Source organism: Desulfovibrio oxyclinae DSM 11498, from assembly GCF_000375485.1.
Classification (GTDB): Bacteria; Desulfobacterota; Desulfovibrionia; order Desulfovibrionales; family Desulfovibrionaceae; genus Pseudodesulfovibrio; species Pseudodesulfovibrio oxyclinae.
This window is the reverse complement of the sequence record NZ_AQXE01000003.1, coordinates 170030-183057: the sequence shown is the minus strand read 5'-3', so window position 1 is coordinate 183057 and position 13028 is coordinate 170030. Positions and strand designations below refer to the sequence as shown.

16 protein-coding genes are annotated in these 13028 nt (G+C 60.0%); 4 read left to right on the top strand and 12 right to left on the bottom strand.

The window, feature by feature from the left end; all coding sequences use genetic code 11:
* Window positions 1–33: 33 nt before the first annotated feature.
* The 10 genes from B149_RS0104965 to atpD all read right to left on the bottom strand — a co-directional run bounded on the left by B149_RS0104965 (window position 34) and on the right by atpD (window position 8414).
* Window positions 34–1593 carry an ABC transporter substrate-binding protein gene (locus B149_RS0104965; protein WP_245533190.1) on the bottom strand — a complete coding sequence of 520 codons (1560 nt, stop codon included), beginning with the start codon at window positions 1591–1593 and terminating at the stop codon, window positions 34–36.
* Between the two features lie 228 nt (window positions 1594–1821).
* Window positions 1822–2700, bottom strand: coding sequence for a F0F1 ATP synthase subunit gamma (locus tag B149_RS0104960; RefSeq protein ID WP_018124066.1), 879 nt, complete (start codon window positions 2698–2700; stop codon window positions 1822–1824).
* On the bottom strand, window positions 2701–4230 hold the full coding sequence (locus B149_RS0104955; RefSeq protein WP_156816743.1) for an alternate F1F0 ATPase, F1 subunit alpha: 1530 nt from the start codon (window positions 4228–4230) through the stop codon (window positions 2701–2703).
* A complete protein-coding gene (locus tag B149_RS0104950; protein WP_018124064.1) occupies window positions 4223–5023 on the bottom strand; it encodes a F0F1 ATP synthase subunit B family protein in 801 nt (266 codons plus the stop codon). Before B149_RS0104950 ends, B149_RS0104955 begins: the two co-directional genes overlap by 8 nt.
* 3 nt (window positions 5024–5026) lie before the next feature.
* The gene (locus tag B149_RS0104945; RefSeq protein ID WP_018124063.1) at window positions 5027–5302 is read right to left on the bottom strand and encodes a F0F1 ATP synthase subunit C; all 276 of its coding nucleotides are present in this window, start codon (window positions 5300–5302) and stop codon (window positions 5027–5029) included.
* Window positions 5295–6017 (bottom strand): F0F1 ATP synthase subunit A, encoded by a 723-nt coding sequence (locus B149_RS0104940; RefSeq protein ID WP_018124062.1) that lies wholly within the window; start codon window positions 6015–6017, stop codon window positions 5295–5297. The genes B149_RS0104945 and B149_RS0104940 overlap by 8 nt, the downstream gene beginning before the upstream one ends.
* On the bottom strand, window positions 6017–6310 hold the full coding sequence (locus B149_RS16480) for an ATP synthase subunit I (RefSeq protein WP_018124061.1): 294 nt from the start codon (window positions 6308–6310) through the stop codon (window positions 6017–6019). Before B149_RS16480 ends, B149_RS0104940 begins: the two co-directional genes overlap by 1 nt.
* Entirely contained in the window at window positions 6307–6615 is a 309-nt protein-coding gene (locus B149_RS0104930; protein WP_018124060.1) for an AtpZ/AtpI family protein, read from the bottom strand. The genes B149_RS16480 and B149_RS0104930 overlap by 4 nt, the downstream gene beginning before the upstream one ends.
* A complete protein-coding gene (locus tag B149_RS0104925) occupies window positions 6616–7008 on the bottom strand; it encodes a hypothetical protein (protein WP_018124059.1) in 393 nt (130 codons plus the stop codon).
* A gap of 2 nt (window positions 7009–7010) precedes the next feature.
* Window positions 7011–8414: a F0F1 ATP synthase subunit beta gene (gene atpD, locus B149_RS0104920; RefSeq protein WP_051069499.1), complete on the bottom strand. Its 1404-nt coding sequence runs from the start codon at window positions 8412–8414 to the stop codon at window positions 7011–7013.
* A 191-nt stretch (window positions 8415–8605) separates the two neighbouring features.
* On the opposite strand from atpD, the gene B149_RS16475 reads away from it, so the two are divergent.
* From B149_RS16475 to B149_RS0104900, 4 genes are all read left to right on the top strand, one after another.
* The gene (locus tag B149_RS16475; RefSeq protein ID WP_018124057.1) at window positions 8606–10147 is read left to right on the top strand and encodes an ATP-binding protein; all 1542 of its coding nucleotides are present in this window, start codon (window positions 8606–8608) and stop codon (window positions 10145–10147) included.
* Between the two features lie 18 nt (window positions 10148–10165).
* Window positions 10166–11122 carry an L-lactate dehydrogenase gene (locus B149_RS0104910; protein ID WP_018124056.1) on the top strand — a complete coding sequence of 319 codons (957 nt, stop codon included), beginning with the start codon at window positions 10166–10168 and terminating at the stop codon, window positions 11120–11122.
* A 22-nt stretch (window positions 11123–11144) separates the two neighbouring features.
* Entirely contained in the window at window positions 11145–11663 is a 519-nt protein-coding gene (locus B149_RS16470) for a phosphate-starvation-inducible PsiE family protein (RefSeq protein ID WP_018124055.1), read from the top strand.
* Window positions 11664–11791: 128 nt separating this feature from the next.
* Entirely contained in the window at window positions 11792–11911 is a 120-nt protein-coding gene (locus tag B149_RS0104900) for a desulfoferrodoxin FeS4 iron-binding domain-containing protein (RefSeq protein ID WP_018124054.1), read from the top strand.
* Between the two features lie 144 nt (window positions 11912–12055).
* Here B149_RS0104900 and B149_RS0104895 read toward each other — a convergent pair whose 3' ends face one another.
* Both B149_RS0104895 and B149_RS0104890 read right to left on the bottom strand, forming a co-directional pair.
* A complete protein-coding gene (locus B149_RS0104895; RefSeq protein ID WP_018124053.1) occupies window positions 12056–12514 on the bottom strand; it encodes a universal stress protein in 459 nt (152 codons plus the stop codon).
* Between the two features lie 2 nt (window positions 12515–12516).
* The gene (locus tag B149_RS0104890; protein WP_018124052.1) at window positions 12517–12915 is read right to left on the bottom strand and encodes a class II SORL domain-containing protein; all 399 of its coding nucleotides are present in this window, start codon (window positions 12913–12915) and stop codon (window positions 12517–12519) included.
* Window positions 12916–13028: the final 113 nt, after the last annotated feature.

Below are 13028 nucleotides of genomic sequence, written 5' to 3'. Positions count from 1 at the left end.
GTGGCACGCCGCCGGGCGAGGTGAGGGGGAGAACTAGTCGATCCACTTCCATTTCTGGATGTTCGCGGTGACCGGCCAGCCGTGACCGTGGGGCTCGACCTGCGAGGTGCCCACGTCGAGGTGTTCGCTGATGAAGTAGGTATGGTCGAGGTTGACCAGCCATGCCCACGGCGCATCGCCACGCGCGTTGAGGCCGGTTTCGCCGTCCCACTGGGCTTTCTTCCAGTATTCAAGGGAGCTTTCGTAGTCTTTGGCCGCAAGCGCCTTGTCGAGGTACTCGTCCACTTTCGTGTTCTTGTAGAAGCCGGGGTTGTTGTAGCCTTCTCCGGCGTGATGGCTGCTGAACAGGTGATACATCTCGATGGGATCATGGCTGCCCCAGCCGAAGACGATTACCTGGGAGTGCATGAGCTGCTTGATTTCGTCGAAGCTGCGCTTGCCTTCCACCTTGGCGCGGATACCCACCTTGCGAAGCATGTCGGCGCAGGCCAGCGCGAGATACTGGCGGATGCTGCGTTCCGAAGGGTAGATGATGGTGAATTCGGCGTCTTGACCGTTCTTTTCCACCACACCGTCACCATCAGTGTCCTTCCATCCGCCGTCCGCGAGGATATTGCGCGCCTTTGCGGGGTCGCCGTCCTCGATGCGGTTGGCCGGATTGTCCCACGGCAGGCCGTCGCACACGCCGTATGCCGGACGTCCGAAACCTTCCAGCACGCCCTGCACCAACGCCTTGCGGTCGATGGCCACGTTGGCCGCCTTCCTGATGGCGAGGTCCGCGGTAACGTCGTTTCCGATGGGCATTCCCTTGTCGGTTTTGCGACCCTCGTCCGGGACCGTGGGGAAGAGCAGGCCGCGGTTGTCCACGCTGCGTACCGGATGCAGCTTCATGCCGGGAATCTCCTGCACGGCCAATGCCTGCGGCACAACGACTACATCCACCTTGCCCGCTTTGGCGGCTGCAAAGGAGGTGTCTTCGTCGGTGAAAAGGAAAACCAGTTTCTTGAAGTGCGGGGTGTCGCCGTAGTAGTGCGGGTTAATCTCGGCGATCATCTGCTGCCCTTCGGTCCATTCCACCATGCGGTAGGGGCCGGAGCCGACGGGCTTGCGCGCATAGTCCGGCCCGTGAATGCTTTTGGGTACGATACCCAGTGAAACCAGCCTGTTGATGAAGGTGGAGTCGCGCTCCTTCAGTCGGATGAGCACCTCGTGGGTCCCGACGGCTTCGGCGCGGTCGAGTTTCATGAGGTCGGCCTTGCCGCCGGAGGCTGCGGCTGTATTGAAAGTATAGGCCACGTCTTCGGCAGTCAGGGGGTGGCCGTTGGAGAATTTCACGTCCTCACGGAGGGTCACGCTCCAAACAAGACCGTTTTCGGAAAGCTCGTAATTCGTGGCAAGATCCCTGACGATATTCATGTTCTCATCGCGTTTGAGCAGTGTGCTCTGGAACAGCGGGCTTCCGTAGCGGCCCCATCCGAGGGTGGGGTCATAGCCTTCGTCCGGCTCGCCCTTGATGGCCAGCGTCAGGGTGTCCTTTGCGTGAGCGGATTGCTGTGAACCAAGCAGCAGGCTCAGCGAGAGAACGACCAACACAAGGGGGAACCAACCCCTTTGATGTGAAGAAGAAAACAGCATGGCAACTCCTTTTGTGATACTGAATGCAAATTCGATTTTGCTAGATAGCACCAACTAAAAAAAGGTGTCAACAATCGAAGAAAAGAACTTGAATGGTGTGAAAAGGTGAGCGACGGATGGATCCTCGATCAGAAAAAAAGGCCGGGATGTTCCGGCCTGCTGGAGAGAAAATGGGGCGGGATGCCGTCAGGCGTTACTGCCGCCAAGCGCTTCGAAACCGGACACGATGTCCATCAGTTCTTCGGTGATGCCGGTTTGGCGGCGGCGGTTGTAGGCTTCGGTCAACTCGTCTAGTCGATCCTCGATGTTTTTTTCCGCACCCTGCATGGCGGTAAGGCGCGCGGAGTTTTCGCTGACCATGGATTCGGCGGCGGCCCGGTATAATTTGACGGAAAGATACTGCTCCAGAAGTCCTGCCAGAAGACGCTCGGCATCCAGTGTGAACATGGGCAGCCCGCGACGCTCTTTTGTCCCGTCGCCGATGCTTTCGCGCAGTGCGCCCAGATCCATCGGCAACAGCGACGTCACCACGACCGTGCCGGAAGCACCGGAGCCGGGGCGAGTATTGACCAATGTCACCGAGGCAACTCCTTCCTCGGTCCATTGCCTGATCACATCCAGCAGATCTGCCACGAGCCGGGCGATATAGGATACTGAGCCGGGTACTTCGAAGACATGCTCGACTTCTTCATTCTCGGCCAAGAAATTTCCTGCAAGCCGCTCGCCCATGACAGCCCGGCGAACCTGACCGCCGGAGTCGAGAGCGTCCGAGCCCACCCGGTAGACTTCTTCGTTGAGCTGGCCGCACATGCCCTGATCCGAACCGAAGGCGATGAGTCCCTGTGTGGCGCCGTGTGTTTCGCCGCCCGTGCGGGCAAGGTCCGGCCGGACGCGAAAGAGCATTGCCAGCCCTTGTTCCACGGTTCGGCTGAACTGGCCGACAGCCTCGCCTGCCTTGGCGTACTGGCGCATGTTCACGGCAGCCAGCGATTTCATGGTCCGTACCACGGAATGTAACTCTTCGGTGGACCCGATGGTCTGCTTCAGGGATTCCAGCGTCTGCATCTAGCCTTCGTCCTCCGAGAGCGCGGCCTTGGCTTCTGTGGCGATGCGCTCAATGGATTCGTCGTCGATCGCATCGCCATCGAGGATGGATTGAGCCAGATCGTTCAGGGATTCGTCGAGCACGCCGAGTATCCGTTGCTGATCTTCGGCCAGTCCTTCCACTGGACGTTCGTCGAATACGCCGTGCCCCAGAGCTACGAGCAGAAATACCTGCTGCGCGGCGCTGAGCGGGCTGGAGCGGGGCTGCTTGAGCACCTCGCGCACCCGGCGGCCTCGTTCGATCTTCTTGCGCGTATCCTCGTCCAGACGGGTGCCGAAGCGTGAGAAGGATTCCAGCTCTTCGAACTGTGAATAGGACAGGCGCAGATCACCCGCCACGGCCCGGTATGCCTTGAGCTGCGTCTTGCCGCCCACGCGGGAGACGGATCTGCCCACGTCCACGGCTGGCAGAATGCCCTTTCTGAACAGCGTGGGGGAGAGGTATATCTGACCGTCCGTAATGGAAATGAGGTTTGTGGGGATGTAGGCGGACAGGTTCTGGGCCTCGGTTTCCACGATGGGCAGGGCGGTCATGGACCCGCCGCCGTGGTCTTCGTTCAGATGCGTGGAACGTTCCAGCAGCCTTGAGTGGATATAGAAGATATCACCGGGAAACGCCTCGCGTCCGGGCGGGCGGCGCAGGAGCAGCGAGAGTTCGCGGTAGGCGCGGGCGTGTCTCGTCAGGTCGTCATAGATGACGAGGGTGTCGCGTCCCTGTTCCATAAAATGCTCGGCCATGCTGGTGGCGGCGTACGGGGCGAGGAACTGCATTCCGGCGGCATCCTCTTCCGTGGTGACGACTACCGTGGTGTAGTCCATGGCGCCGAATTCCTCCAGTTCGCGTACTACCTTGGTCACGCTGGATGCGCGTTTTCCCACCGCGCAGTAGACGCACACGAGCCCTCTGCCGCGCTGGTTGATGATGGTGTCGAGCGCGATGGAGGTCTTTCCAGTCTGGCGGTCGCCGAGGATCAGCTCACGCTGCCCACGCCCCACAGGGATGAGGGCGTCGATGACCTTGAGCCCGGTCTGCAGGGGCACCTCGACAGGGTCGCGGTCCATGATGGCCGGTGCCGGGCGTTCCACGGGTAGCCTACGTTCCGAGCGCGCGGGACCGCGTCCGTCAAGTGGTTTACCGAGCGCGTCCACGACGCGACCCAGCATTCCTTCTCCCACGGGTACGTCGGCCACGCGTCCGGTACGGCGCGCTTCCGTGCCTGCCTCCACCTGCTCGGCCTCGCCCAACAGCACGGCACCGGTGAACTTCTCGTCCACGTCCAGCGCCATGGCCGTTGCGGAGCCGCCGATGTCCAGCAGTTCGTCGGCCATTACTCCGGTCAAACCCTTGATGCGGGCCACTCCGGAGCCGATGGAACTCACGCGGCCGAAGCGTTCCACACCGGGCTGGAAATCAAAATCCGACACGGCTTCATCTACCGAATCAGAAACGAATCCGAGGGCTTTGGAGAGGGTGGAATCATTTTCAGCCATCGGCATCATCCCCCTCGTTTCCGGGCTGCTGCGTATCCCGCATACGCGAGGCGAGCAGGCCGTCCACCTTTTTCGAGAGCTGCTCGAAGTACCGGTGCAGGTCCCAGCCGAAGCGTCGGCCTCCTGCGCTCAGGATCATGCCGAAGGTCTCCGGAGACTGCTCAAAGACCGTCTCCACATCCGTCTGGAGTTTGTCGGCCACAGCCTTGGAAACACGTTTTTGGCTTTCCGCGGGAAGCTCGAAAGGCGTGGCGATTTCGATGCGATGATCTTCTTCGGCACCCTTGGCGAGCGTTTTACGTTCGTTTTCACCGATTTCTTCAAGCTCCTTAAGGAATCGTTCGGTGATCCGGGACAGCAGGTCTTCATCCGCGAGATCGCGCAATGCCTTGCCGCTCACATCAAGCACGCCCCGCGCCAGAGCGGAGGCAAGTTCACGGTCAAGATTCTCGCGCTCGCGTTCCAGCGAGGCCTGCCATGATTCCCGTTCGTGCCGAACTTCTTCGCGGGCCTGTTCAAGCAGCTCTTCGCGCCGAGCGTCGGCTTCCTGCTTGGCTTTCTGGAGCTGTTCGTCGCGATTGCGTTCCAGCCGCTGCTTTTCCTGTTCCAGCTTCTGCTGCAACTCTTCGGCCCTTTCGCGTCCTTCTTCAGCCTCGCGCAGTCGGTCGTCGATGGACTGTTGCCGTTTGTCCATGACCTTCACCACGCGGTCGAAGAGGAAAATCTTCAGCAGCGCCACGAGAATCAGGAAGTTCACCGCCTGTGCGGCTACGGTGTACCAGTCGATGAGCACGGGCTAGCCCCCCTGGTTAATGACGAAATCCCAGAACGGGTTGGCGAAGAGGATGATCATGGAGACCACGAAGCAGTAGATTGCGGTGGATTCGATCATTGCCAGTCCGACGAAAAGGGTTCTGGTGAGCGTGTTGGCCTCGTCCGGCTGCTGGGCAATGGAGGAAAGTGCCTGGGCCACGGCTCGGCCTTCGCCGATGGCCGGGCCGATGGCGCCGATGCCGATGGTGAGTCCGGCGGCCAGTACCGATGCCAGTCCGATAAGTCCGATGTTATCCATCACTGTCTCCCTGTGTGGTTTGCGTTTTTTCGTGGCGTTCGCGTTCTATGCGGGTGGCCGAGGCGATGTAGACCATGGCCAGCACCGCGAAGATGTAGGCCTGGATCATGCCGGTGAGCAGCCCGAGCGCGTTCATGAGCACTGGGAACACCAGTGGTGCGATGGCCAGCAGAATTGCCACGATCTTGACCCCGCTCATGATGTTCCCGAACAGGCGCACCGCCAGCGCGAGGGTGCGCGAAAACTCTCCCATGATGTTGAAGGGCAGCATCATGGGGGTGGGCTTGACATACTGGCGCAGGTATCCGAGCGGACCGCGCTTGATGACGCCGAAGATGATCACTGCCATGAAAACCGTGATGGCCAGCGCCGCCGTGGTGGACAGCGAGGCCGTGGGCGGCAGGAATCCCGGCACCACGGACAAGAGGTTGCACACGGCGATGAAGACGAACAGCGTGCCGATGTATGGCATGTACAGTTCGGGCTTTTCACCGCTGATGTCCGCGATCTGCCTGCGCAGGAAGTCCACCACGATTTCAAGGAAATTCTGCCAGCGCGACATGTCTTCCGAAGCGGTCATGCGGCTCGTGACGATGATGCTTACGAGCACGATGAGCGCCATGACGCCCCACGTGTAGGCGATGGTCGCGTTGAGATCGAAGGGGCCCAGCGAGAAGTAGACCACCTGATCCGGGCTGATGTCCTTGATGTCCATTACTTGCGCTCCTTGACCGGCTGCGCGGCCTTGGCCCTGTGTACACCGACCTGTCGCACTACGAGGAAGCCGAGCAGGCACGCTGCAAAGACGGTCGCCGAATTACCTGCCACCAGTGCGAAAGCCGCCAGCGTCAGCCCGGCGCGGACGATGAAGCTCAGGGTCATCATCAGTCCGGGGCGTTTGAAATCCGGCAGACGGCGTACGGTGAGCCACAGTCCGCCGAAATAGAGCGCCCCGCAGACGATGCCGGTGACGAGTCCTGTTGCCAATGCCGCGGGATCGAAGTTCATTGTTCGTCCTCCGGATGATTGTCGTGGCCCCGGCTCTCACGATTGATCCAGAACCACGCGTTCAGGCAGCCGACAACGATGCCGACGCCAAGAAAACTCAGTGTCCACGAACGGGTCCCCTCGAAAGTGGTATCCAGCCAGACGCCAAGCGCCACCCCCAGCACCGTTGGGATGGCCACGGACCAGCCCACCAGTCCGAACATGCCAAGGCCGAACCATACGCCCCGGTCCCCTTTTCTGGCCCGGAGTTTGCGCCGTTCCTCAGCTTCGACTTCATTGCGAAAATCCTTGTCTCTCTGCGTCATTCAACCTTCCCGTCCGCTTCCCAGATCCACCAGCCTGCGCAGGAATCCGGCTTCGATTTTCGCCACGGCCTGACGTGAGCGCTTCTCGGCATCGTCCTCTTCTTCGAAGCGTTCTTCCACGGCCTCGCGAAGGGTTCCGAGGGACCGGTCCACCACGGCGTCCAATGTGGAGACCCGTACCTCCGAACCGACCTTCGTCAGCACGCCGCGATCAACGGCGGCCATGGACTCGTTGCCGGACGACTCGTAGGTCAGAATGCCCGGTTTGAGCAGGGTCACGAAGTCAGCGTGATTCTCCAGCAGCGTGAAGGAGCCGTTCTCCGCGCTGGCGCGGACGCGTGAAACCTCTCGCTCCAGAAGGATTTCGTGGGGTATGACGATCACCAGTCGCACCGCTACCTCCCGGCCTCGTCAATGGAGCCGATCATGTACAGCGCGCTCTCCGGAGTTTCGCGGAATTCATCGTCGAGAATTCGGGCGCAGCCGTCGAGGGTGTCTTCCAGTTTGACCAGTTTTCCTTCGTAGTTGGTGAACTGCTCGGTGACGTAGAACGGCTGGGTCAGGAACCGTTCCAGTCTGCGCGCGCGATTGACCGTGAGTTGGTCGTCGCGCCCCAGTTCCTCCATGCCGAGCATGGCGATGATGTCCTTGAGCTCTTCATAGGACGCCAGCGTGGCGCGGACCTCGCGGGCCACGTCGTAGTGCTTGCGCCCGACAACATCGGGAACGAGCATGGACGAGCCCGAAGCCAGCGGGTCGATGGCCGGGTAGAGTCCCTCGCTGGCCTTCTTTCGCGAAAGCACGATGGATGAGGAAAGGTGTCCGAACGTGTGCACCGCCGCCGGATCGGTAAAGTCGTCCGCCGGGACGTATACCGCCTGAACCGAGGTGATAGCCCCGTCCTGCGTGGATGAAATGCGTTCCTCGAATTCGGCCAGTTCCGTGCCGAGCGTCGGCTGATACCCGAGGCGCGAGGGCAGGCGTCCCATGAGCCCGGAGACTTCCATACCCGCCTGAATGAAGCGGAACACGTTGTCCACCAACAGCAGAACGTCCTGCTTTTTTTCGTCGCGGAAATATTCGGCCATGGAAAGGGCGGCGTGTCCGGCGCGGAAACGGGTACCCGGCGGCTCGTTCATCTGGGCGAAGAGCATCACGGTGCTGTCGAGCACGCCCGCTTCCTTCATCTCCCGGTGCAGTTCCTCGCCCTCGCGGCAACGCTCACCGATGCCGCAAAAGAGGCTGACGCCCTCATGCACGCCGACCATGTTGTTGATCAGCTCCATGATGACCACGGTTTTCCCCACGCCCGCACCGCCGAACAGTCCGGCCTTGCCGCCTCGTTCCAGCGGGGTCATGAGGTCGATGGCCTTGATGCCGGTCATGAAAACCTCGTCCCCGGCGCGCTGCGATGAGAGCGGAGCCGGATCGCGAAGCACAGGCCATTCTTGCACTTTGCCGAGCGGTTCACCATTGTCGATGGGTTTGCCGAAGACGTTGAACATGCGTCCGAGCAGTTCATCGCCCACGGGAACGCGCAGTGAGCCGCCCGTGGCAACGACGGCGTCACCTTCCGCAAGTCCCTGCGTGAAGGTCAGTGCAACCGCACGCGCATGGTGGTCGTCGAGATGCGCCATGATTTCCAGTGCCATCTCGTTGTCCTTGCCCGCCCGGATGACGTGCGTCAGTCCGGGCAGTCCATCCTCGAAACGGACGTCCACCACGTTTCCTCGTACGGCGGTGACAGTGCCACGGGCCGTGCCTGTATCGTTATGAGGGGCTGCGAGAGGTTCTTTCATTGTTTCCAAAATACACGGTGCGCGGTAAAACGGAAGGGAAAACTATGGTTGCGGTTCGGGTATTCGCCTCTCCCCATAGAGGGCGGGTAGTGCGGACCCCCTGTTTTTCCCTGCCTTCTCCCCTATGATGCGACAAGGGGCGGTGGCAGTGTGCATAAAGAAGAATAACGTCAAAAGAATCGGAGAAGCACATGCCAGACGACAGGCGTCCCGCAGAGGAAAGCGGCATGCCGGAAGTGGACGGAGCCAGTTGCCTTCCGCTCCAGGCGCTCGCTGCCATCAGCCACGACATCAAAAGCCCGCTTCGGGCCATCATCGCCCAGCTCAGCCGTTTCGAGGAAATGGAAGACGGCGACGCGGCCCGGCGTGTGCAGCTCATGCAGAGCTCGGCCCGCCGCATCGAACGGCTTGTTCAGGATATTCTGGACATGGGCAAGTTCGAGGAGCGCGGCGTGGATGTGGTGGATGAGAATTTCAACCTGCGCGAGATGCTTGAGGAAACCATTGAATGTCAGAAGCCGCTGGCAGAGGAATCCGGTCTTGAGATCGGGTTTGACATGCAGGATGACGTTCCCGAATCCGTCCGGGGCGATCAGGATCGTCTGGGGCAGGTGCTGGACAACCTCGTGACCAACGGCTTGCGCTACACCGACCGCGGCAGTGTCCGGGTCTCGGTGCAGGTGCGGGAGAAGAGCGAAGATGAGCTCGTTCTGGAGTTCCACGTGGACGACACGGGACAGGGCATCGACAAGGACGATCAGGAAGACCTGTTTCGCGATTTCAGCCAGCTCGTACGCGACAACCCGGAAGGCCGCCACGGGGCCGGACTCGGATTGGCGATCTGCCGTCGCGTGGTGGAGGCCATGGGCGGTTCGATCTGGGTGGAGAGCGACCCCGGCGAAGGCACCAGTTTTCGATTCACCGTCAGCCTTGCCCCGGCGGATGACGTGAACGGAGATCAGGATTTAGAGGAGTTGCCGAATCTCTCCATTCTATTGGCGGACGATGACCCGTTGACTGTCAGTGTCACTCAGGAATTGCTGGAGAGCTCCGGACACAGTGTTAAAACGGCCGGTGACGGTGCGGCGGCGCTGGAGCGGTTGAAGAGCGAAACGTTCGACGTCGCCCTGCTTGACGTGAGGATGCCGGAAATGGACGGCGCCGAGGTCTGTCGTCGTATACGAAGCGGCGAGGGGCAGGATGCGACCATGCCGATTTTCGCCTTTAGCGCCGATGACACGCCATGGGACGAAGAAGAGGTCACGCACAGCGGAATGGACGGACTGCTTCCCAAGCCGCTGGATATGAAGCGCTTCGAGGACGAGGTGCGTACGCGCCTGTATCCCGATAGCACGCGTCCTCAATCCTCCGGTGAGCAGCGCAATGTTGAGGGACTGATTGATGCTGACGCGCTTCGTCGCCAATTCGGCAAGAAGCCCGAAGTTTTTGGCGAATTGAAGGATTCGTTTCTTTCCGGAGCCCGTGAGAAGATGCAGACCATGCAGCGCGCCCTTGACCGTCAGGAATGGGAGAATCTCGCGGAAACCGCGCACAGCCTGAAGGGCAGTGCAGCGGTTATGGGAGCCATGAAGCTTCGCGACGAGGCCAAGGAACTTCAGCAGGTGGCGGAGCAGGAGCACAACGACGAGGTCGGAGTGCTTCTGGAACGGCTCGAAAGCGATCTTGACGCCACAGAGGACGCGCTTGGGGAAATAGGTTCGGAACAGGAATAAAACATTTCAGGAGGAAGCATGCTCAGTCAGCCAGCCGATACCAGAAAAATCGCCATCATCGGCACGGGCATGGTCGGCACCGCGTTTGCGTATGCCGCCGTGCTGGAGGGTGCTGCCCGGGAAATAGTGCTGGTGGACCGAACCTTCGAAAAGGCCGAGGGCGAGGCCATGGACCTCAACCACGCCATGCCGTTCTGTTCCCCGGTGAACATCGAGCCGGGAGGGTACGAATCCTGTGCGGACGCGGACCTCGTCGTGGTGACGGCCGGAGCCGCTCAGAAGGAAGGGGAAACGAGACTCGATCTTGCCGGGAAGAACGCCAAGATCATGAAGGAGATCGTTTCCGGCGTCATGGAACACGCGGTCAACCCGATATTTCTCATCGTCACCAATCCCGTTGATGTCCTGACGCATGTTGCGTTCAAGGAGTCCGGGCTCCCGCCGTCTCGGGTCATCGGCTCGGGGACGGTGCTGGATAGCGCGCGCTTCAGGTTTCTGCTCTCCGACCACTGCGGTGTTGATCCGCGTAACGTGCATGCCCACATTGTCGGGGAGCATGGAGACAGCGAAGTTCCGCTGTGGAGCCGGGTGAACATCGGCGGGGTGCTGCTGGATGAATTCTGCCCGGTATGCGGCCGTTCATGTTCGGCCTCGTTTCGGGAGAAAGTGGTGAAGCAGGTCCGTGGCGCCGCTTATGAGATCATCAGCCGCAAGGGCGCAACATATTTCGGCATCGGCATGTCCATGGTGCGTATCGCCAAGGCGGTTCTGGAGGACGAGCACAGCGTGCTGACGGTTTCGGGGCTGCTGGAAGGCGAATACGGACTCAAGGATGTCTGCATGTCCCTGCCGCGCGTCGTCAACCGCGCCGGAATCGGCTCCACCATTCATGCAGACCTTTCGGATGATGAGCGCGATGCGCTTGTGGAGTCTGGCTCGGTCATACGCGAGACACTGGAATCCATCGGATATTAGGACCATTTTACGGAAGGAGAAAATGAGCGAAAAGCAGATGAAGGAATGTGAAGGAAGCGGTTCTTCCGGACGGATGCTCTTCGTCCGGGGATACAATCTGGTAAGCGATCTGCTTCATTGCGTGCTCGGAATCTTGCTTCTCGCGGCATGCGCAGCCCAGATCGTGAACGCTGCTCCACAGCTTCTCGAACTCTTTTCCGCCGAAACGGGCATGCAGGCCACGGCGCGTCTTGTGGACAAGGTGCTCTTTGTCATGATGATCCTTGAGGTGGGGCACACCGTGCTCATCTCCTACAAGGAGCATGTCATCCGCCCCGAACCGTTTCTGGTGGTAGGGATAATCGCTTCCATCCGACGCATCCTTGCGTTGACGATACTCGTGGTGGAATTTCACATGGATGAGAAAATCTTTCGCATGGCCATGATTGAGACAGGGGTGCTGTCGATACTCATCATTATTCTGGTTACGGCCATTATCCTACTGCGAAAGCGTTCCAATACCGGTGTGCGCCTGAACCGTTACGATGGTGATGCGTGTTGATGGGCATATCGTTCTCCCCGTTTCGTGCCGAGAGATTACCCTTGCTCTCGTGCCCTGATCCTGCCAATGTTTGAAAATCAGAAAATCCGGGACGTCAGTGCCCGGGGTAAACCTTCAAGGAGGTCGAAATGGCACAGGAAGGCGAACTGTATTACTGCGAATCCTGCGGAATGAAAGTGGAAGTCAAGGAAGCTGGCGGCGGCGAACTCGTCTGCTGCGGCGAGCCCATGCAGGTGGTCCAGAGTTAGGGGCTGCCGGAAGCGTACATGAGTTGATCGCGAAAACCACTCCTCTCAAGGTTATCGCGAGTCGAGTTCCCCCTCGGCTAAAGAAACCCCCGCCCGGGATCCCGGGCGGGGGTTTTGATTGTATTGAATGAGCAGGTGTCGAGCTTACTTCACGTGCGGGTTCACGGTGAGTACGTGAACCGGAGCCGTGCGGACGATCTTCTCCGTGACGCCGCCGCAAAGCCCGGAGCGGTCTCCGCCGCCTCCGCGACCACTCGTGGACATGACCACCATATCCACATTCATCTTGTCGATGGTATCAAGAATCTTCTGAGCGGGATCCCCGGTGGTGATCACCTTGTCCATGATCGGGCAGCCGTCGAGCTTTTCTCCGCACACGCGGTCAAGGCGCTTGGCGGCTTCCTGCAGCTCCCAGGCTTCGAATTTCATGTGGTTCTCGTCGCTGCCTTCCCCGTATGCGGGGAAGTAGTTGTCCAGATTGAACCCGACGTACAGCAGAAGGACCTCCGCCCCGAGCTTGCCGCTGAGGTACTTGACCGATTCCGCGGCATGCAGCGAGTTCTCCGAAAGGTCCGTGGGCCAGAGAATGGTCTTGACGTCCATGGCTACCCCTTCAGTGCGATTTCGCGGCTGTTTTCCCACAGGCCGTGGATGTTGCAGTATCCAAGTGCAATGAGGTGCCCGGGCTCGGAAATCTTCAGGGTGCAGGTGGCACCGTGGTGCGTGTAGACGGGCCCTTCATTGGCTCCCTTGGCGGATTCCCCGTGGGCGTTGAACTCAAACGCGCCCGCTTCGTAGACAAGCTCCTGTCCCTGAGGCTTGAAGAAAAGCCTGATCCAGCGGATGTGGTGTTCCGTGGTGTTGGGGTGTGCGACTTCCTTGCCGATGCTGACTTTCACGTCGAACGGCTCGGAGGCGGAAACACTGTCCGGTGCCTCAATGACGGGCACGTGTTTTTCATTCTTCCAGTCGTCGCGTTTGATGAGATCGCTCAGATGGGCCATTCGAGTTCTCCTTTTTGCTGGTTTCTACCGGCATGTTGCCGATGGCAGAAGGGAAAGCGTGAAAAGAGGCTTCCCCGTCATCATGCCACATCACATTGCCGGGCGATTTTTTC